The sequence below is a fragment of the Acidiphilium sp. genome (assembly GCF_049977125.1).
In the GTDB taxonomy this organism is placed as follows: Bacteria; Pseudomonadota; Alphaproteobacteria; order Acetobacterales; family Acetobacteraceae; genus Acidiphilium.
The window spans coordinates 30696-50334 of the sequence record NZ_JBMFGY010000009.1 but is presented as its reverse complement, the minus strand read 5'-3'; the positions used below and the strand labels follow the sequence as shown (position 1 = coordinate 50334).

Genomic DNA, 19639 nt, shown 5'->3' with positions numbered 1-19639 from the left:
TCAGCCGCTGCGCGCCGCGGCGAGCCGCCAGTTCGGGTCCGATGCGTTGACGCTGCGCTCAAAGCTCCAGAGATCGACGATCTCGGTGACCGCCTCGGTGCCGGCGACCACCTGGCCCGCGCGGTCACGGGTGTAGTTTTCCTGATCGGAGACGAAGCGAACGACGATGACGGCGTGATCGCCGAGCATCTCGGCCTCGTCGATACTGGCCTCGACGATTTGTTTGATCTCGGTGTGCTGGGTCTCGCCGGCTTCGGCGCGGGCGGTGATCGCGTGTTCGAACGTGGTGAACACGGTGGGTGTCAGCAGGTTGCGCAGCGTGGTGAGGTCGCCCTCGGCAAAGGCGGTGACGATGCGGCGGAACGAGGCTTCGGCACCGTCGATGAATTTGACCGGATCGAAATTGCGGTCGGATTCGGCGATCCGGCCGAGCACCTGACCGACATTGGTGTGAGGGGCCGGAATCGGCCGGCCCGGACGGGGACGCGAGGCCTCGGCATAGCCATCGATCACCGGCGCGGCCGGACCGCGCAGACCCACCGGCTGCTGATCGGGCAGCGGCGGGCGCTCATAGCCGGTGCGCTTGCCGAGGACGCTGCGCAATCGGAGCACCAGAAACCCCGCCACCAGGGCGAGAAGGATGAGATCGATCGGAATTCCGTTGTACATTGCTGAATGGCACCTGTGTTCGGGGCGGGGCCCGGAAGATGGTGATAGGCCGAGCGGTGATTTGTCGCAACCGCGATCGCGGGGGTTCGGTTTGCCGCCGGTGCGGCGGCGGGTTCAGTTTGCCGCCGGTGCGGCGGCGGGTTCAGTTTGCCGCCGGTGCGGCGGCGGGTTCAGTTTGCCGCCGGTGCGGCGGCGGGGTATCGCTTTGCCATGATCCTGCTCCGTCACGGCCAAAGCGAATTCAATCTGCATTTCAGCGCGACGCGGCGCGATCCGGGAATCGCTGACCCGTCGCTGACGCCGCTGGGCGAAGCGCAGGCGCATGCGGCGGCGGCGGCGCTGGCCGACGTGGCGCTGCGCCGGCTGATCGTTTCGCCCTACACCCGCGCGTTGCAGACCGCCGCGCCGATCCTGGCCAGGCGGGTTGCGGCCGGGCGGGCGCTGAGCGTCGAGATCGAGCCGTTGATCCGTGAACGCTACGCCTTCAGTTGCGATATCGGCAGCCCGCGCGAAACCCTCGCCGAACGGTTTCCCGATCACGATTTCGCTCATCTGTCCGATCCGTGGTGGCCGGACGGTTTCGAGGCCGAGGCGGAAGTGATCGCGCGCGCCGCGCGGTTTCGCGCGGATATGGCGGCGCGGCCGGACTGGCGCGAGACCATCGTGGTCAGCCATTGGGCGTTCATTCTGGCGCTCACCGGCCACTCGCTGATGAACGGCGATCATATCGTCTATGACCCGAACACGCCGCCGCCCGTGGATCTGCGGTGGCAACCGTGAGGGCGGGGTTGGTGCGAAGGCGGTCGGGCGCGTGCAATCCGGCTGTTACAATCGGTCGTTATGTCGGGCGCGCCATGGTGACCCACATCGAGAGCGACATGCCCGCTGGACGGCAAGATCTGTGACGCCTCCGACGCGGCCGCTCCGGCTGATCGCCATTATGGCGGCACCGCTGGCGCTTGCCGGCTGTGTGGTCGGCCCCGCGTTTCACGCGCCGAGGCTGGCGGTGCCGACCGCCTTCGTTTCACCCGCCGCCGGCGCCGCGCCGGCATGGCCGCGACCGGGCTGGTGGCGTCATTTCGGCTCGCCCGAACTCGACACGCTGGTGGCGGCGGCGCGTCAGCATAATTTTTCCGTGATCGAGGCGATCGATCAGCTGGAGGCGGCCAATGCGCAGGTCGAGGTGTCCGGCGCGCCGTTGCTGCCCAGCCTGACCGCGTCGGGCAGCGGGAATTTCCAGCAGGCCGGGGCGAGCGCCGCCGGGGCGTCGTCATCCTCGTCGTTTTCGAAATTCGGCGGCGCCGGATCGGGCAAGAACGCCACCACGCATAATTATGCGGCGAGTTTCCAGGCGAGCTATCAGCTCGATTTCTGGGGCAAGACCTATGATGCGCTGCGCGCCGCCCAGGCCAATGCCGCCGCGGCGCAATTCAACGCCGCGACGGTAGCCCTGACCGAGGAGGCCGCGGTCGCGACGACCTATTTCCAGACCCTGGCGTATCAGGACGAGCTGGCGATCGCGCGACAGAATCTCGCGGCGGCGCAGGGGCTGCTCGATCAGTTGAACGCCGAATTCAAGGCCGGGGTGGTCGATCAACCCACCGTGGCGCAGCAGGCGGCACTGGTCGCCGCCGAACGCGCGACGATTCCCAATCTGGTGTCCGAACTGCGCCAGCAGGCACTTGGCCTGGGCATTCTGACCGGGCAGGCGCCGGAATTCCTGCGGGTGCATGGCGGGTCGCTCGGAACCATCCATGTGCCCGACCTGCGGCCGGGCATCCCCGCGCAATTGCTGACGCGGCGGCCCGATGTCGCTGAAGCCGAGGCGACCTTGATCGCGGCGAATGCGACGGTGCGCGGCGCCATCGCGGCGTTTTTCCCCTCGATCACGCTGACCGGTTCGGCCGGATGGCAGAGCAACGCGCTCGATGCGTTGTTCGCGCCCGGCTCGATGCTGCTCTCGGCGGTGTCCTCGTTGAGCCAGCCGATTTTCGAGGGCGGGGCGCTGAGCGGGGCGCTGAATGTCGATCGCGCGACCTATCGCGAGGATGTCGCCAAATACGAGCAGGCGGTGGTGCAGGCGTTCACCGACGTCGAGACCGCGATGACCGCGCTGCACTACGCGACCAGCCAGGAACATCTGCAGCGCATCGCGGTCGCGCGCGCGCGGGCCGCGCTCGAGGGGGCGAAGGGCCAGTTGCGGGCCGGGGTGGTCGATGTCAGCACCGTGCTGAATGCCGAACAGACCCTGCTGTCGGATCAGAACACGCTGGAGCAGGCGCGGCTGACCCGGCTCGACGCCGCGGTTAATCTTTACAAGGCGATGGGCGGCGGCTGGGTGCTGCCCAAACACGGGGTTCAATAATCATGGCGATACGACGCGGGCGAGCCATCGCTGTTCTGGTCGTGCTGGTGCTGGTCGCGGTGGTCGTGGTGCGGCTGGTCGAACCCAAGGCCAAACCCAAGCACCTGGCGGCGACCACGATTCCGGTCGAGGTCGCGCCGGTGAGCGTACAAACCGTACCGGTCTATCTCGATGCGCTCGGCACGGTTGTGCCGTACCGGACCGTGACGGTGCAGCCGATGATCACCGGGCCGCTCAAGGCGGTGCTGTTTCATGAAGGCCAATTCGTGAAACAGGGCCAGTTGCTCGCCGAGATCGACCCCGCGCCGTACCAGGCGACGCTGGATCAGGCCCTGGCCAAGCTGGCGCAGGATCAGGCGAGTCTGGCCAATGCCGCGCTTCAGGCGCGGCAATACGCCTCGCTGGTGGCGCAGAATTACACCTCGAAGCAGCAGGCGGCGACCGCGAATGCCACCGCCGCCGAGGATCGCGCGCTGGTGCTGCAGGACCGCGCGAGCATCGAGGCCGACCGGATCAATCTCGGCTATACTAAAATCACCGCGCCGATCGCCGGCATGACCGGCATTCTGCAGGTCAATGCGGGCAATATCGTGAACCCCAACCTCGCCAACGGCATCGTTGTGATCAACACGCTGCAGCCGATCGCGGTGCAGTTCAGCCTGCCGCAGCAGGATCTGGCGCAGATCACCGCGGCGATGGCGCGGGGCAAGGTCGATTTGGTGGCGACCGCCGAGGGCGATCCGCAGACCGCGCCGGTGCTCGATCACGGCGTGCTCTCGGTGCTCGACAACACGGTGAACGCCAATACCGGCACGCTGACGCTCAAGGGGAATTTTCCCAATCCGAAGCTCGCCCTGTGGCCGGGCGCCTATGTCAATATCCGCACCCTGGTGCGCAGCATTCCCGACGCGCTCACGGTGCCGCCGGTCGCGGTGCAGCAGGGACCCGCCGGCAGTTTCGTGTTTCTGGTCAAGCCGGCGGCGGGCGGCAAGGCCGCAACCGTGGTCGATCAGCCGATCACCATTGGCTATGAGGATGAGCGGGTGATCGTGGTGACCAAGGGGCTGACCGCCGGGGAGCGGGTGATCACCGAGGGGAATTCGCGCCTGAAGGATGGCTCGAAGATCACGATCGTGACGCCGGGCGCCAAGGTTGCCGCGGCCGGCCCCGCGTGAATATTTCCGCCCCCTTCATCGGCCGGCCGGTGGCGACGACTCTGCTGGCGATCGCGATTTTTCTGCTCGGCGTGCTCGGCTACCAGGCGCTACCGGTCTCGTCCCTGCCGCAGGTCGATTTTCCGACGATCCAGGTGGTGACCAAGCTGCCGGGCGCCTCGCCGGACACCGCCTCGAAACTGCTGACCGCACCGCTGGAGCGCCAGTTCGGCGAGATCGCCGGGCTTGCCTCGATGAGTTCGATCTCGAGCCAGGGCACCAGCGCGATCACGCTGCGGTTCGATCTGTCGGTGTCGCTCGATACCGCGGCGCAGGACGTGCAGGCCGCGATCAACGCCGCCTCCGGCACGCTGCCGCCGAATTTGCAATATCCGCCGACCTATACCGAGGTGAACCCGGCGGATGCGCCGATCCTGACCCTGGCGCTGACCTCGAAGACCGTGCCGATCTATACGATCGCCAATGCCGCGCAGACCCAGATCGTGCCGAAACTCTCCGAGATCCGGGGTGTCGGGGCGGTATCGGTCGAGGGCGGCATGGCCAAGGCGATCCGGATCGATGTCAATCCCGCGCGCCTCGCCGCCTACGGGATTTCGCTCGAGGATGTCCGCAACGCGATCGCCAACGCCAATCAGAGCGGGGCGAAGGGCGCGTTCAATGGCACCAACCAGGCCTATACGCTGGGCGCCAACGACCAGATCACCGCGCCCGCGCAATATCGCGACCTGATCATCGCCTATCAGAACAAGGCGCCGGTGCGGCTTTCCGCGGTCGGCTCGGTGACCGCCGGGCTTGAGAACAACCAGCAGATCGCGAGCTACAACAACATCCCGGCCGTGGTGCTCGATATTCAGCGCCAGCCGGGGGCGAATATCGTCAGCACGGTGGCGCGGGTGCAATCGGCGCTGACCGATCTGGGGCGGGATCTGCCGCCCGGCATCAAGTTGCAGATCGTGGCCAACCGCACCGGCACCATCAAGGCCTCGGTGCAGGATGTGCAGATCACGCTGCTGACCTCGGCGCTTCTGGTGGTGCTGGTGATCTTTTTGTTCCTGCCCAATCCGCGCGCCGTGCTGATTCCGGCGATCGCGCTGCCGCTGTCGATCGTGGCGACCTTCGGGGTGATGAGCGAACTGGGCTATCAGCTCGACAATCTGTCGCTGATGGCGCTCACCGTCGCTTCGGGATTCGTGGTCGATGATGCCATCGTGATGATCGAGAACATCGTGCGCTTCATCGAAGCCGGCGAGACGCCGATGCGGGCGGCCTATCTCGGCTCCAAGCAGATCGGCTTCACCATCGTTTCGCTGACCATCTCGCTGGTTGCCGTGTTCATTCCGCTGCTGTTCATGCCGGGCGTGATCGGGCGGCTGTTCTCGGAATTCGCGGTCACACTCGCGGTGGCGGTGGTGATTTCGGCGGTGATCTCGCTGACCCTGACGCCGATGATGAGCGCGCGGCTGCTGCGGCCGGCGGCGCAGGCGAAGCCGGGCCGGATTGCGCGCGCCGCCGAGGCCGGGCTGCTCGCGGTGCGCGACCGGTATCAGACCGGCCTGACCTGGAGCCTCGCGCATCAACGGCTGATGATGCTGGTGTTCGCGGCTACCGTGGTGATCACCGGGGTGTTGTTCATGGTCATTCCCAAGGCGCTGCTGCCGCAGGAGGATACCGGCGCGATCGTTGCGGTGAGCGAGGCGGGGCAGAGCGTGTCGCTCGCGGCGATGAACCGGCTGCAGACCAGGGCGATCGACATTATTTTGCACAACAAGGCGGTTGCCGGCGTCACCTCGCTGCTCGGCTCGGGCCTGACCAACCCGACGCCCAATACCGGGCGGCTTGACATCACGCTCAAACCCTTCGGCACCCGCCCGAATATTTCGGTCGTGATGACGCAGTTGCAGGCCGCGCTCGCCGGGATTCCGGGGTTCAGCATTTATATGCAGCCGGTGCAGGACATTACGCTGTCGTCGCGGATTTCGCCGACCCAGTACCAGTACACGCTGACCGACACCGATCAGGCCGAGCTTGATGTGTGGTCGCGCCGGATTTTGGCCGCGCTGGGCAAATTGCCGCAACTCGCCGATCTGGCCAGCGATCAGCAGAACCAGGGGCTGGAGACCTATATCGACGTCAATCGCGCGGCGGCGTCTCGCCTCGGGATCAGCATGGCGACGATCGAGGCGGTGCTGTACGACGCGTTCGGTCAGCGGCAGATTTCGACGATCTATACCCAGAACGCGCAATATAGGGTGATCCTGGGCGTCGATCCGGCCTATGCCGCCTCGCCCGCGGCGCTGGCCAATCTGTTCCTGCCGACCGGCGGCCTCGCGGCGAGCACCAGCACCACGGCGCTCGGACCCGGCGGCGCGGTGAGCGGCAACAGCACCGTCAGCACCGGCGCCGCCAGCACCAGCGCCAGCACCAGCACGGCGAGCACCGCCGCCGTGCCGGCGCAGGTGCCGCTGTTGCAGGTGGCGAGGGTGCAGCGCCGGTTCGGCCCGCTCGCGATCACGCGGGAGGATCAGTTTCCCTCGGTCACGCTCAGTTTCAACCTTGCCCATGGTGCCTCGCTGGGGGCGGCGGAAACCGCGATCAACCACGCCGAGGCCGACCTCGGCGTGCCCAACACGATCACCGGCACGTTCGGCGGTGCCGCGGCGGAATTCCAGACCGCGCTCGCCGAGGAGCCCTGGCTGATCGCGGCGGCGCTGGTGGTGATTTATATCGTGCTCGGCGTTCTCTATGAATCGACGATCCACCCGATCACGATTCTCTCGACGCTGCCCTCGGCGGGGATCGGCGCGCTGCTCGCCCTGATGCTCACCGGCACGGAATTCACCCTGGTCGCGCTGGTCGGCATCGTGCTGCTGATGGGGATCGTGAAAAAGAACGGCATCATCATGGTCGATTTTGCGATCGAGGCGGAGCGCGTGCGCGGATTGTCGTCGGTGGCGGCGATCACCGAGGCGGCGATCCTGCGGTTCCGGCCGATCATGATGACCACGATGGCCGCGCTGTTCGGCGCGGTGCCGCTGGTGCTCGAAGGCGGGGCGGGTTCGGAATTGCGCGCGCCGCTCGGCATCACCATCATCGGCGGGTTGCTGGTCAGCCAGTTGCTCACCCTGTTCACCACGCCGGTGATCTATCTGGCGATGGAACGGCTGCGCCCGACCGCGCGCACGGCGCCGGAGGCCGGCCAGGAAGCGACGATATGAGGGCGCTTCAGGCCGGGCGCGCCGGGAGATGGACGGGCGTGGCGACGTGAGTTTCTCCGCCCCGTTCATCCGCCGGCCGATCGGCACCAGCCTGCTCGCGCTGGGCATCATGATCGCGGGGGTGCTGGCGTATTTTCAGTTGCCGGTGGCGGCGGTGCCGAGCATTCCGATCCCGGCGATCGTGGTGTTCGCCTCCGAACCGGGCGCCTCGCCCAGCATCATGGCCAGCACGGTCGCCGCCCCGCTGGAACACACGCTGGGCACGATTCCCGGGATCGATGATGTCCGCTCGATCAATTCGGTCGGCTCCGCCTCGGTCATTCTGCTGTTCGACACCGACACCAACATCAACGCCGACGCCCATGCGGTTCAGGCCGCGATCAACGCCGCACTGCCCAATCTGCCGGCGGCAATGCCGAGCCGGCCGTTCTACAAGGAGTTCAACCCGGCCTCGCGCCCGGTGATGACGATGGCGCTGACCTCAAAGACCCTCAGCCTCGGGCAGATTTATAATGTCGCCGATACCATCCTCGATCAGCGCCTCGCGCAGGTGCCCGGGGTCGCGCAGGTCAATTTATATGGCGGCGGGTCGCCGGCGGTGCGGATCCGGTTGAACACCCAGGCGCTGGCCGCCGCCGGGCTGACCAGCACCGATGTGTATAACGCGGTGCGCAGCGCCAACGAGACCGAGCCGATCGGCGTGCTGCAAGGGCGCAACACCGCCTCGATCATCGCGGCCAACGGTCAGTTGAGCACGGCCGCGCAATATCGCCGCATCGTGCTGAAGGCCAAGGGCGGCGCGCTGCTGCGCCTGTCGGACGTGGCCTCGGTGGTCGACAGCGTTGCCAACACCCAGCTTGCCGCCTCCGCCAATGGTCAGCCGGCGATCACGATCGAGATCACCAAGACCGCGCAGGCCAATGTGATCCAGACGGTCGAGGGCATCAAGGCGCTGCTGCCCGACCTGCGGCGGTGGCTGCCACCGGCGGTGCATCTCACGATTCTGACCGACCGCACCACGACGATCCGCGCCAGCGTCGCTGATATTCAACTGACCCTGCTGATCACCATCGTGCTGGTGCTGGCGGTGGTGACGCTGTTCATGCGCCGCCTCACGCCGACGATCGCGGCCGGGGTCACCGTGCCGCTGTCGCTGGCGGGGACGGTGGCGGCGATGTGGGCGCTGGGGTTCTCGCTCGATAATTTCTCGCTGCTGGCGCTGACGATCTGCGTGGGATTCGTGGTCGATGACGCGATCGTGATGATCGAGAACATCGTCTCCCAGCATGAGCGCGGCCTCACCGGCATCGAGGCGGCGCTGGTGGGCGCGCGGCAGATCGGCTTTACCGTGTTCTCGATCACCGTGTCGCTGGTGGTGGTGTTCCTGCCGCTGACTCTGATGGGCGGCATCATCGGCAGCCTGTTCTATGAATTCGCGATGACGCTTTCGGTCGCGATCGTGATTTCCGGCATCATCTCGCTGACCGTCACGCCGATGATCTGCGGGCATTTCATGGGGCGGACGCCCAAGGTCGGCCGGGATTCCCGCCTGGCGCGCGGCATCGACCTTCTGTATCGCCGCACGCTCGACGCCTACGCCCGCAGCCTCGACTGGGCGCTGGAGCACCGCTGGCTGATGCTGGCGAGTTTTGGACTAACCCTCGTGCTGACGGTGTTTTTATACATCAAAGTGCCGAAATCCTTCATTCCCGAGGAAGACACCGGCCTGATCATCGCGCAGACCCTGGCGCCGACCGATGTGTCGTTCAACCGGATGCAGCGGCTTGAGGCGCGCGTCGTTCATGTGGTGATGCAGAACAAGGCGGTCGCGACGGTGAGTTCGCGCATCGGGGTTGCCAACGGGTTTTCCACCGCCAACCGCGGCACCATGTTCATCGGGCTGAAACCGCTCAGCCAGCGCGGGGTTTCGGCCCAGGCCGTGATTTTGCAGTTACAGCGGAAACTCGCGAAAATCCCCGGCATCACGACCAGCATGCAGGTCGCGCAGGATATATTTTTCGGCGGTCAGTCCAACGGCGGGGAGTATAGTTTCTCGGTGGTGGATTCCTCGCTCGACGGGCTCGACCGCGTGACCCGACAGATCGAAGCCAAGCTGCGCACGCTGAAATCGATCAACAATATCTCGACCGATCAGGACAAGGCGCAGACCGAGATCATGATCGACATCAACCGCAACGCCGCGGCACGGCTTGGCGTGTCGATCGCGGCGATCGATGGTATTCTGCAAAACGCCTATGCCCAGCAGCAGATCTCGCGCATCTATCAGGCGCAGAACCAGTATGAGGTCGTGATGAAGGTGCCGGCCGCGCTCGATCGGGCACCCAATGATCTGAGCCGGTTGTTCGTCACCGGCAGCAACGGGCCGGTGCCGCTCGATCAGATCGCGACCTACACCCGCAGCACCGCGCCGCTCTCGGTCACCCATCTCGATGGCGAGCCCGCCGGCACGATCAGCTTCAACGTCGGCAAGGGGTATTCGCTCGGCCCGGCGATCACCGCGGTCAAGGCCGCGATCGCCACGCTGCCGCTACCCGACACGGTGAAAATCGAGTTCGGTGGCAACGCGAAGTATTTTCTCGCCTCGATCGAGAAGGAGCCGCTGCTGATCGCGGCGGCGCTGGTGGCGATTTATGTCGTGCTCGGCGTGCTGTACGAGAGTTTGTCGCAACCGCTCACCATCCTGTCCACCCTGCCGTCAGCCGGCGTCGGGGCGCTGCTCGCCTTGCTGATCACCGGCACGCCGCTCTCGGTGATAGGCGTCATCGGCGTGTTCCTGCTGATGGGCATCGTGAAAAAAAACGGCATCATGCTGGTCGATTTTGCGCTGAACGCCGAGCGCGAAGGCGGCATGACGCCGCCGCAGGCGATCCGCGCCGCCTGCCTCGAACGCTTCCGCCCGATCATGATGACCACCCTCGCCGCGATGCTCGGCGCCTTGCCGCTGGCCTTCGCGGTCGGCACCGGCGAACAGCTGCGCCGGCCGCTGGGCATCGCGGTGATCGGCGGGCTGATCGTGTGTCAGGCGCTGACCCTCTACACCACGCCGGTGATCTATCTGGCGCTCAGCGGTTTCGGCAAGCGCCACGCCCGGCGCATCACCACCATGCCGGTCGCGTGAGCGGTTGCGATCATGGTCCATCGTCCGCGGCGATCACACGGGGCCCATCACGCGCGGCGATGACGCGGGCGGCGCCGGGACAGGTGAGGGCGAGGCGGCGCACCGCGGCGGCCGGGGCGGCGGCGCTGCGATGCAGCACAGGCGCGAGGGCGCGGGCGATGGCGATCGATTGGCGGTATTGGCAGGGTTGGGCGAGGTGGTCTTCGCTGTTGTAGAAATCGGCGCGCGGATAGCGGCTGTGGTTGGGGAGCACGATGAAGCGGCCGCCGTTGGCGATAAAGATCGCGCGGATCGCGTCGATGTCGGCCCCCGGCAGGCGAACCGTGTCGAAATCGGTTGGCAGACCGCCGATCACGATGACGCCGCGGGCGGTTTCGCGGCGGACGAAGCGGGCGATGATCCGCGAGCCGTCACCCCGGATGATCCCACGGGGACCGGGTTCGACGCGGCGCAGTGTCGCGAGGAATCCGGGGTCGGCGGTGGCGAGCGTGGTGCCGATGCGATCGCCCTGCCGGTCGAACTGGGCGGCGAGCATCGCGCGGCGGTGGCCGAGCCCTGCGGCATGGGCCGCCATTTCGGTGAGGGCTTCGAGCGCGTCCGGCATCGTGCTGCCGAACGCGCCGGCCAGGGCGCGGAGCGCGCCAAGATGCCAGAGCAGCGCGCGGTTGCGGTAGAACAGCCAGGCGCCGTCCATGTCCATGCGGTTCTGGGCGGCGCTGACGTCGTATTGCTGGATCTCCATCGGCAGATAGGCGATGTCGCCTCGGTGCAGCAGCGGGCTCCAGCGGGCGAACAGGTCATCGAGACCGATGCCGACGGCGACGCCGCCGTTCTCGCACGGCAGGTTCAGCATGGCGCCGATGACGCGGCAGGAATGGGAGAACGGCGCGTTCGAGCCGGCGAGGATAACCAGCTTGGGCGAGGGCAGCCGCGCGCCGCGTGCGAGTTTCTGGTCCATTTCCATGCGCAGCAGACCGACCGAGAGCGGGCGGTGCAGCACGAAGGCGAAGGCCGCGAAATAGAGCGCGAGGGAGGCGGCGGCGCAGAGGATGAGGCGGCGCATCAGAACTGGAAATAAATGAACGGACGGGCGAAGGGCGCAAAAAACAGCGCCTGCGCGGTGAAGGCGAAGCCGGCGATCAGGGCGGCGTTGCGGCCGCGCACGCGCAGGCTGTGGATGTCGGGCGCGATCAGGATGATACCCCAGGCGAGGACCAGCAAAGCGGCACTCTGCACCACGCTCATGGTGCGGGCGGCGCCGAGATAGGGCAGCACCGCGACCGGGGTGGCGATGTGACGCAGGAATGGCAGGGCCTTGACGATGAGGTCGGGTAACTCGACGCCACCGGCACCGGTGAGGCCGCGCAGCATGATCCAGCTCGCATGGATCGATTCGGCGCGGAACGGCACCCAGGCGACCAGCACGGCGATCAAAGTGATCGCCTGGGCGAGGCGGGCGTTCATGGGCGCGCCGAAGCGGCGCCATTGCTGATGGATGATCAGATAGAACCCGTGCAGCCCGCCCCAGGCGAGGAAACTCCAGGCGGCACCATGCCAGAAGCCACCGAGCAGCATGGTGATCATGAGATTGGCGTTGCGCCGGACCTCGCCGTGGCGGTTGCCGCCGAGCGGGATATAGAGGTAATCGCGCAGGAAACCCGACAGGGTGATGTTCCAACGGCGCCAGAAGTCGCTGATGTCGCGCGCCTGATAGGGGCTGCGGAAATTGAGCGGGAAGCGGATGCCGATCATGCGGGCGAGGCCGATCGCCATGTCGGAATAGCCGGAAAAGTCGAAATAGATCTGCGCGCCATAGGCCAGCAGCGCGACCCAGGCCTCGACGAGGGAGAGTTGGTGACCGGCGGCGGCGGCGCGGAAGCCGGGGTCGGCGAAGCGGGCGAGGCTGTCGGCGAGGACGAGTTTTTTCGCGAGGCCGAGCAGGAAAATCTCGATCCCGGCGATCAGATCGTCATAGCGGATGCGGCCGGTGTGGCGGGCGAATTGCGGGATGATCTCGCGCGGCCGCACGATCGGACCGGCGAGCAGATGGGCGAAGAAACCGACGAAACAGGCGTAGTCGATAAAGCCGCAGGCGGGGGTTTCGTCGCGATAGGAATCGACCAGATACATGATCTGCTGGAAGGTGAAGAAGCTGATGCCGAGCGGCAGAATGATGCCGAGATCGGGCGGTCGGGCGCCGAACAGGCTGGCCCCGGTGGCGGCGAACAGGCCGGCGTATTTGAACCAGCCGAGCAGGGCGAGATTGGCCGCGAGTCCGGCGATCAGCCAGGGTTTGCGGCGCGAGGTGCGGCGCATCAGCCGGACCCAGAGGTAATTGCCGATGATCGAGCCGATCAGCAGGGGCAGAAAGATCGGTTTCCACCAGCCGTAAAAGATCAGGCTGGACAGCAATAACACCGAAAGCGCCGCACGCGGGCCGAACCACCAGCCGGACAGGGCGAAGGCGGCGAGGAAAAGCGGCAGAAACGCGACGACGAACAAGGATGAGTTGAACAGCACGCAAAACGCCCGCTAAGGTTGCAAAGTGACCTTGGCATAGGTGTGAAACGATTTCCAGCGGATTGTGCCGCCGCCGTGCCGGTGATTGGCCAGCCCGGCACCCGGTGCTATAGGCCCGCTGCACTTGGAAACGCTGCCATGACTGACGATCTGCCGCCTCATCCCGCCCTGCTGCCGGCAGGGTTTACCGATCTGTTGCCGCCGGACGCCGAAGCCGAGGCACGGCTGACCGAAATCCTGACCGCCCATTTTGGCGCGCATGGCTACCAGCGCGTGAAACCGCCGCTGGTGGAATTTGAATCGACCCTGCTCGCCGGTTCGGGCGCCGCGGTGGCGGAGCAGACGTTTCGGTTCATGGACCCTGAATCGCAGCGCATGATGGGGCTGCGCGCCGACACCACGCCGCAGATCGCGCGGATCGCGACGACGCGCCTTTCCAGCGCGCCCCGGCCGTTGCGCCTCGCCTATGCCGGGCAATGCATTCTCGTGCGGGGTTCGCATCTGGCGCCGGAGCGGCAGGTGGCGCAAGCGGGTATCGAGCTGATCGGGCCGGACCTGCCGGAGGCGGATGCCGAAATCATCACCACCGCCGCGGCGGCCCTGCGCGCGGCCGGGCTTGGCACCATCAGCATCGATCTGACGATGCCTCCCCTGATTCCCGCCTTGCTGGGCGAACGGCGGCATCACGCCGCGTTGATCCGCGCCCTGGATCGCAAGGATGCGGCCGACATCAGCGCGCAGGGGGGTGATCTGGCGCCGGTGTTGCGCGCCCTGCTCGATGCCGCCGGACTGGCGGAACCGGGGCTGGCGGCGCTTGCCGCGATTGCGCTGCCGGGACCGGTGCGCGCACTGGCGGACCGGCTGGCGGCGACGGTGGCGGCGATCCGGACCCGCGCGCCGGATGTGCGGCTGACGATCGATCCGGTGGAATTCCGCGGTTATCGTTATCACACCGGGGTTGCGGTGACGATTTTCGCGCCGGGACGGCAGGCGGAGCTGGGACGCGGCGGGCGATATTTATGCGACAACGGCGAATCGGCGACCGGGATCACATTGTACCCGGATACCATCCTGGCCGTGGCGCCGCGTGGCGCCTCACGCCCGCGCCTGTTCGTACCCTGCGGCACACCGCCCGGCGTTGCGCAGGATTGCCGCGACCGGCAGTTTGCAACCGTCGAAGGGTTGGTGCCGGTGGCCGATGACGCCGCCGAAGCCCGCCGCCTGCTCTGCACCCATCTCTGGCGCGACGACAGCGCCCTGCCCCTGCAAGGATCATAAACTCATGGCAAATGTCACCATCATCGGCGCGCAATGGGGCGACGAGGGCAAGGGCAAGGTGGTCGACTGGCTGGCCTCGCGGGCGGACATCGTCGTGCGGTTTCAGGGTGGGCATAATGCCGGGCATACGCTCGTGGTCGGCAATCAGACCTACAAGCTCTCGCTGCTGCCCTCGGGGCTGGTGCGCGGCAAGCTCGGCATCATCGGCAATGGCGTGGTGATCGATCCGGTGGCGCTGCTGGCCGAGATCGAGCGCATGCGCACGCAGGGGCTGATGGTATCGCCCGAGACGTTGCGGATTGCCGACAATGCGCCGCTCATCCTGCCGGTGCACGCCGCGATCGATGCGGCGCGGGAGACCGCGCGGGGCGACCGCAAGATCGGCACGACCGGGCGCGGGATCGGGCCGGCCTATGAGGACAAGGTGGCGCGGCGGGCGATCCGGGTGTGTGACCTGGCCGAGCCGGAAACGCTGGATTGGCGGCTCGATGAATTGCTGCTGCATCATAACACGCTGCTCGCCGGGCTGGGCGCGCCGATTTTCGAGAAGGCGGCGCTGCGCGCGCAGTTGCTGGCGCTGGCGCCGCAGATCCTGCCGTTCGCCGAGCCGGTGTGGGAACGGCTTGCCGCCGCGCGCAAGGCGGGGTCGCGGATTTTGTTCGAAGGGGCGCAGGCGGTGATGCTCGATGTCGATCATGGCACCTATCCGTTCGTGACATCCTCGAACACGGTGGCGGGTCAGGCGGCGGCGGGGTCCGGGATCGGGCCGGATGCCGTCGGGCGGGTGCTCGGCATCGCCAAGGCCTATTGCACCCGGGTTGGCTCCGGCCCGTTTCCGACCGAATTGTTCGATGAGACCGGGCGGCGGCTGGGCGAGCGGGGGCATGAGTTCGGCACCGTCACCGGCCGGCCGCGCCGCTGCGGCTGGTTCGATGCGGCGCTGGTGCGCCAGGCGGTGAAGGTGGGGGGAATTCAGGGGCTGGCGCTGACCAAGCTCGACGTGCTCGACGGGTTCGAGACGCTGAAGATCGGTGTCGGGTACATGATCGATGGCGCCATGTTCAAACATCTGCCACCCGGCGCCGCCGCCCAGGCCAAGGCGACACCGATGTTCGAGACGATCGAGGGGTGGTCAGGCTCGACCCGTGGCGCGCGCTCCTATGCCGAATTGCCCGCCCAGGCGATCAAATATATCCGGCGCGTCGAGGAGTTGGTGGAGTGCCCGGTCACGCTGCTATCCACCAGCCCGGAACGCGATGACACGATTCTGATGCAGGACCCGTTCGCCGATTGAGGGTGGCGGGCCGGCCAATCCCGCGCCGGTTCCCTGCGCGATCACCGCACCGTTTTGGGCAACCAGAGCGCCGCCAGCCCCAGCACCGGCAGGAACGCGCAGATCCGGTAGACGGTGGTGATGCTGGTCCAATCCGCGACGACGCCCAGCCCCGCCGCCCCCAGCCCGGCCACTCCGAACGCGAGGCCGAAGAACAGACCCGAAACGGCGCCGATCCGGCCGGGCATCAGGTCGTTGGCGAACACCACGATCGCCGAAAACGCCGATGACAGGATCAGACCGATGAAAATCGTCAATACGATCGTCGCATCCAGCCCGACATAGGGCAGCACCAGCGTGAACGGCAGCACCCCCAGGATGGAACCGATGATCACCGCCCGCCGCCCGATGCGGTCGCCGATCGGCCCGCCGATCATGGTGCCCGCCGCCGCCGCCGCCAGAAAAATGAACAGATCCACCTGGGCCGACCGCACGCTCAGGTGGAACCGATGCATCAGGTAGAAAATATAGTAGGAGTTGATGCTGGCCAGATAGACGAATTTCGACATCATCAGAACGCCGAGCAGCACCAGCGGCACCATGACGCGCGCCGGCGCCGCGACCGCCGTTGCCCCGGCGGTGATGACTTGCCGCACCCGCGGCTTCGCGTGGCCGTTCGCGCGGAACCACACGCCGATGGCGGTGAGGATCGCCATGGCCAGCAACGCCGCCAGCGAAAACCACGCCATGCTCTCGCGCCCGCGCGGCAGGATGAAAAATGCCGCCAGGAGCGGACCGAGCGATTGGCCGAGATTGCCGCCGACCTGGAACAGCGACTGCGCGAACCCGTGCCGCCCCCCCGAGGCAACCCGGGCGATGCGCGAGGATTCCGGGTGAAAGATCGACGAGCCCACACCCAACAGGGCCGCCGCCGCCAGAAGTTCCGGATAGCTTGCCGCAAAGGCCAGCCCGACCAGCCCGATCAGGGTGAATCCCATTCCGAACGGCAGCGAGAACGGTTGCGGCCGCGCATCGGTATAGAGTCCCACCATCGGTTGCAGGATCGAGGCGGTGATCTGATACACCAGCGTGATCAGGCCGATCTGCGCGAAATTCAGATGAAATCCGCCCTTCAACAGCGGGTAGATCGCCGGCAGGAGGACCTGCATCATGTCGTTCAGCAGATGGCACACGCTGATCGCCACCAGGACCGCGAACGCGGTGCGCGCCTGAGTCCCTGGCCGCGTCTCGACAATGGCGCTCACGACATTCTCTCTTCTGACATAGGACAGCAGATACGGCAGATTTCGCGGCGGCACATCTTTGGTCTCCGCAACCAAGCCATGCTAACCAGCGCCATGCCTTCTCCCTCGCCTGTTCATGTCCGCTTCGCGGCCTCCCCCAGCGGCTATCTGCACGCCGGCAACGCCCGCCAGGCCGTGATCAATACCTTGTTTGCCCGCGCGCATCATGGCCGCCTTACCCTGCGCATCGACGATGCCGACACCGAACGCACCCGCACGGCGTTTGAGGTTGCGATCGAGCAGGACCTCGCCTGGCTCGGCATCGCGTGGGAGGACAAAATCAACCAATCCGCCCGCCGCGCCCGCTATGCCGACGCCGCCGAAGCGTTGAAAAAATCGGGCCGCCTCTACCCGTGTTTCGAATCCGAGGAGGAACTCGCCGCCAAGCGCGCGCTGCGCGCCCGGCGCAACCTTCCGCCCCTGTATGACCGCGCCATGCTCAGCCTCACCCCCGCGCAGCGCGCCGCCGCCGAGGCCAACGGCAAAACCCCCTATTGGCGGTTCCGACTGTCCGATGGCGCGATCACCTGGACCGACCTCATCCTCGGGCCCCGCGACATCCGGCTCGATACCGTCTCCGATCCCGTCCTGATCCGCGCCGATGGCATGCCGCTCGGCATTTTCGCATCGATCGTCGATGATCTCGACACCGCAATCACCCATATCATCCGCGGCGAGGACCAGATTGCCGCCACCGCCGCGCAGATCGAGGTTTGGCGTGCCCTCGCCCCGAAAAAACCGCTCCCGGAATTCGGCCATCTGCCGCTGATCGCGGAACTCGCGGGGACCAAATCCACCAAGCGCGGCGGCAGCGTGTCGCTGCGCACCCTCCGGCGCGACGGCATCGAACCCACGGCGCTGGCCGCCTATCTGGCCCGGCTCGGCACACGGCGCGACCCTGAACCCCTCACCCTCGCCGAACTCGCGGCAAATTTCAGCCTCGATGCCTTCGCGCGCGGCACCCCGCGGTTCGATGCGAAACAACTCCTCGCGCTCAATCGCCGCGTCCTCCACAGCCAACCTTATGATTCGGTGGCCGACCGCCTGCCCGAGGGCGCCACCGAACAATTCTGGTGCGCGATTCGCGCCAATATCGACCTTCTTTCGGAAGCGCGCCACTGGTGGGCCATTATCAATGGTCCGATCGATCCGCCCGAGATTCCCGAAGCCCAGATGATCCTTCAAACCGCGTTGCAAACCCTGCCGGACGCGACCCCGGACGCGCCTTGGGATGAGACGACCTGGAAATCCTGGATCACCGCGATCGCGGCGCAGACCCACACGAGCGGCAAAGCCCTTCAGATGCCCCTGCGCCTCGCGCTGACCGGCGAGACCCACGGCCCCGAACTCGCCGCGCTGCTGCCCCTGATGAAGCGGGACCTGGTGATCAACCGGCTCGAACGGGCGTTATAGATTTAGAGCGTTATGCTTTCAGCTTAACGCTCTAGCTTTATGTTTTTTCGAGCGATTTCATGCGTTTATGTTGCCGCTGCCGCGGCAACATAAACGCATATCGCTCTAGCGGGCGCACGCGATTACGTTTCGATATCGTAACGTTTTAGGCGTGCGAAGGCGGTGGTGCGGGCGCGGGATTTTCGCGACGTTCGGGCCGGGGGCGTTGGGGCCAGGGACGCCGGCGGCGCGGGCGGGTTGGCGGCGCGGGGCGCGGGTTGGGGCGAGGTGCTGCGGTTGGGGCGTGGTTGCGGCGCGGCCGCGTGCGTTGCGGGGTTGGCGGGCGCGGGTTCGGCGGTCGCGCACAGGGCGGCGGCCTGGGTTTTCAGCGCGGTGATGTGGGATTCGATCAGGCAGCGCAGGGTTTGCGGCAGCTCGGACGCGTCGCAGAGGACGAGAAACAATTCGCACAGAAGGGCGACCAATGCGCTGAGGCATCGGGATTGGGCTTCGGTCAGGGCGGGCGCGGATCGGGTCACACGCGTTTGTACGGCGGAGGGGTGGGGGGTGGGCAAGGGGAATGTTAGTGGCCGACCCCGGACGCGCGAACATTGTTTCCGCTGGACCATTGTTTCCGCTGGCGGATCGCGATCGGTAGGCGGATGGGGTCGAGATGATCAACGACCCATCCATCGTTCTGCTACGCTTTACCGATCAGTCGTCGTTCTGCGTCGGTAAGACGGTACAAGGCTGATATTTGTGTCTCGATTACGGTTTCCTGAGTTGCTATGCTCGTTTCACACTCGGACAGTTCCCGTATCGTGGCGATCACTTGTTGAACTAGTGGGAGATTGCCAATGATTGCGAGGTCGCGGAGCGCCTTGCAGAGGGATTTGGCACCGCCGCTGGATGAAGGGTTGAATGTGGCTGAGGTGTATCGCCATTGGGCAAGCAGGAACTCGGCCTCGGTAATATCAACGAAAACATTTGTGATGACGGGAACGCCATCGATCAGGAATTTCAACTCGCCGGTCTGGAGTTCAGCGGTCAGGCGGGCGACTGGGTGCAGGCGATCATTAATCAAGCCAAATTGGGTGCTGATCGTGGTGTTGCCGTGTTTGAGGGACGGGAAAAGCCAGGTTTCCGGGCGGGTAATGCGCGGGGCGGCGTTAAGGCGCGTGGCGAGCCGGGCGAGAAGATCGCGGCGGGTGGTGTGGAGGATTTGCAAAGCTTCGGCGGCGGTTGCTACCGCGTTACGTTCCGCAATCGTCGCATCGGGAATGGGCAGCGGCGCGATGAACTGCTTATT

14 protein-coding genes are annotated in these 19639 nt (G+C 66.2%); 8 read left to right on the top strand and 6 right to left on the bottom strand.

Annotated elements, in window-relative coordinates:
• On the bottom strand, positions 1–669 hold the full coding sequence (locus ACP5E6_RS03095) for a Tim44/TimA family putative adaptor protein (protein ID WP_427951519.1): 669 nt from the start codon (positions 667–669) through the stop codon (positions 1–3).
• A 210-nt stretch (positions 670–879) separates the two neighbouring features.
• Here ACP5E6_RS03095 and ACP5E6_RS03090 point away from each other — a divergent pair, with 210 nt between their 5' ends.
• The 5 genes from ACP5E6_RS03090 to ACP5E6_RS03070 all read left to right on the top strand — a co-directional run bounded on the left by ACP5E6_RS03090 (position 880) and on the right by ACP5E6_RS03070 (position 10563).
• The gene (locus ACP5E6_RS03090) at positions 880–1449 is read left to right on the top strand and encodes a histidine phosphatase family protein (protein WP_427951544.1); all 570 of its coding nucleotides are present in this window, start codon (positions 880–882) and stop codon (positions 1447–1449) included.
• A gap of 121 nt (positions 1450–1570) precedes the next feature.
• Positions 1571–3034, top strand: coding sequence for an efflux transporter outer membrane subunit (locus tag ACP5E6_RS03085; protein ID WP_427951517.1), 1464 nt, complete (start codon positions 1571–1573; stop codon positions 3032–3034).
• A 2-nt stretch (positions 3035–3036) separates the two neighbouring features.
• Entirely contained in the window at positions 3037–4209 is a 1173-nt protein-coding gene (locus ACP5E6_RS03080) for an efflux RND transporter periplasmic adaptor subunit (protein ID WP_427951514.1), read from the top strand.
• Positions 4206–7424 (top strand): efflux RND transporter permease subunit, encoded by a 3219-nt coding sequence (locus ACP5E6_RS03075; RefSeq protein ID WP_427951512.1) that lies wholly within the window; start codon positions 4206–4208, stop codon positions 7422–7424. Before ACP5E6_RS03080 ends, ACP5E6_RS03075 begins: the two co-directional genes overlap by 4 nt.
• A 28-nt stretch (positions 7425–7452) precedes the next feature.
• Positions 7453–10563 carry an efflux RND transporter permease subunit gene (locus ACP5E6_RS03070; RefSeq protein WP_427951510.1) on the top strand — a complete coding sequence of 1037 codons (3111 nt, stop codon included), beginning with the start codon at positions 7453–7455 and terminating at the stop codon, positions 10561–10563.
• 10 nt (positions 10564–10573) lie between these two features.
• On the opposite strand, the gene ACP5E6_RS03065 is transcribed toward ACP5E6_RS03070, so the two are convergent.
• Together ACP5E6_RS03065 and ACP5E6_RS03060 are read right to left on the bottom strand one after the other, a co-directional pair.
• A complete protein-coding gene (locus ACP5E6_RS03065) occupies positions 10574–11626 on the bottom strand; it encodes a hypothetical protein (protein WP_427951507.1) in 1053 nt (350 codons plus the stop codon).
• Positions 11626–13083, bottom strand: coding sequence for an MBOAT family O-acyltransferase (locus ACP5E6_RS03060; protein ID WP_427951504.1), 1458 nt, complete (start codon positions 13081–13083; stop codon positions 11626–11628). Before ACP5E6_RS03060 ends, ACP5E6_RS03065 begins: the two co-directional genes overlap by 1 nt.
• Before the next feature lie 138 nt (positions 13084–13221).
• Here ACP5E6_RS03060 and ACP5E6_RS03055 point away from each other — a divergent pair, with 138 nt between their 5' ends.
• Both ACP5E6_RS03055 and ACP5E6_RS03050 read left to right on the top strand, forming a co-directional pair.
• On the top strand, positions 13222–14361 hold the full coding sequence (locus ACP5E6_RS03055) for an ATP phosphoribosyltransferase regulatory subunit (protein ID WP_427951501.1): 1140 nt from the start codon (positions 13222–13224) through the stop codon (positions 14359–14361).
• A 4-nt stretch (positions 14362–14365) separates the two neighbouring features.
• Complete coding sequence (locus ACP5E6_RS03050) at positions 14366–15655, top strand: adenylosuccinate synthase (RefSeq protein ID WP_427951498.1); 1290 nt, start codon at positions 14366–14368, stop codon at positions 15653–15655.
• 41 nt (positions 15656–15696) lie between these two features.
• Here the strand turns inward: ACP5E6_RS03050 and ACP5E6_RS03045 are convergent, their stop codons facing one another.
• Complete coding sequence (locus tag ACP5E6_RS03045; protein ID WP_427951541.1) at positions 15697–16899, bottom strand: MFS transporter; 1203 nt, start codon at positions 16897–16899, stop codon at positions 15697–15699.
• Positions 16900–16992: 93 nt separating this feature from the next.
• Between ACP5E6_RS03045 and ACP5E6_RS03040 the strand changes: the two genes are divergently transcribed.
• Positions 16993–18351: a glutamate--tRNA ligase gene (locus ACP5E6_RS03040; protein WP_427951495.1), complete on the top strand. Its 1359-nt coding sequence runs from the start codon at positions 16993–16995 to the stop codon at positions 18349–18351.
• A 122-nt stretch (positions 18352–18473) separates the two neighbouring features.
• Here ACP5E6_RS03040 and ACP5E6_RS03035 read toward each other — a convergent pair whose 3' ends face one another.
• Both ACP5E6_RS03035 and ACP5E6_RS03030 read right to left on the bottom strand, forming a co-directional pair.
• On the bottom strand, positions 18474–18869 hold the full coding sequence (locus ACP5E6_RS03035) for a hypothetical protein (protein WP_427951492.1): 396 nt from the start codon (positions 18867–18869) through the stop codon (positions 18474–18476).
• Positions 18870–19030: 161 nt separating this feature from the next.
• Positions 19031–19639, bottom strand: a 609-nt coding sequence (locus tag ACP5E6_RS03030) for a hypothetical protein (protein WP_427951489.1), incomplete at its 5' end; no start/stop codon positions are given.

Excerpts from the sequence above, each read along its gene's own strand:
- ACP5E6_RS03095 (WP_427951519.1), bottom strand. The coding sequence starts at position 669 with ATGTACAACGGAATTCCGATCGATCTCATCCTTCTCGCCCTGGTGGCG.
- ACP5E6_RS03090 (WP_427951544.1), top strand. The coding sequence starts at position 880 with ATGATCCTGCTCCGTCACGGCCAAAGCGAATTCAATCTGCATTTCAGC.
- ACP5E6_RS03080 (WP_427951514.1), top strand. The coding sequence starts at position 3,037 with ATGGCGATACGACGCGGGCGAGCCATCGCTGTTCTGGTCGTGCTGGTG.
- ACP5E6_RS03070 (WP_427951510.1), top strand. The coding sequence starts at position 7,453 with ATGGACGGGCGTGGCGACGTGAGTTTCTCCGCCCCGTTCATCCGCCGG.
- ACP5E6_RS03065 (WP_427951507.1), bottom strand. The coding sequence starts at position 11,626 with ATGCGCCGCCTCATCCTCTGCGCCGCCGCCTCCCTCGCGCTCTATTTC.
- ACP5E6_RS03055 (WP_427951501.1), top strand. The coding sequence starts at position 13,222 with ATGACTGACGATCTGCCGCCTCATCCCGCCCTGCTGCCGGCAGGGTTT.
- ACP5E6_RS03050 (WP_427951498.1), top strand. The coding sequence starts at position 14,366 with ATGGCAAATGTCACCATCATCGGCGCGCAATGGGGCGACGAGGGCAAG.
- ACP5E6_RS03040 (WP_427951495.1), top strand. The coding sequence starts at position 16,993 with ATGCCTTCTCCCTCGCCTGTTCATGTCCGCTTCGCGGCCTCCCCCAGC.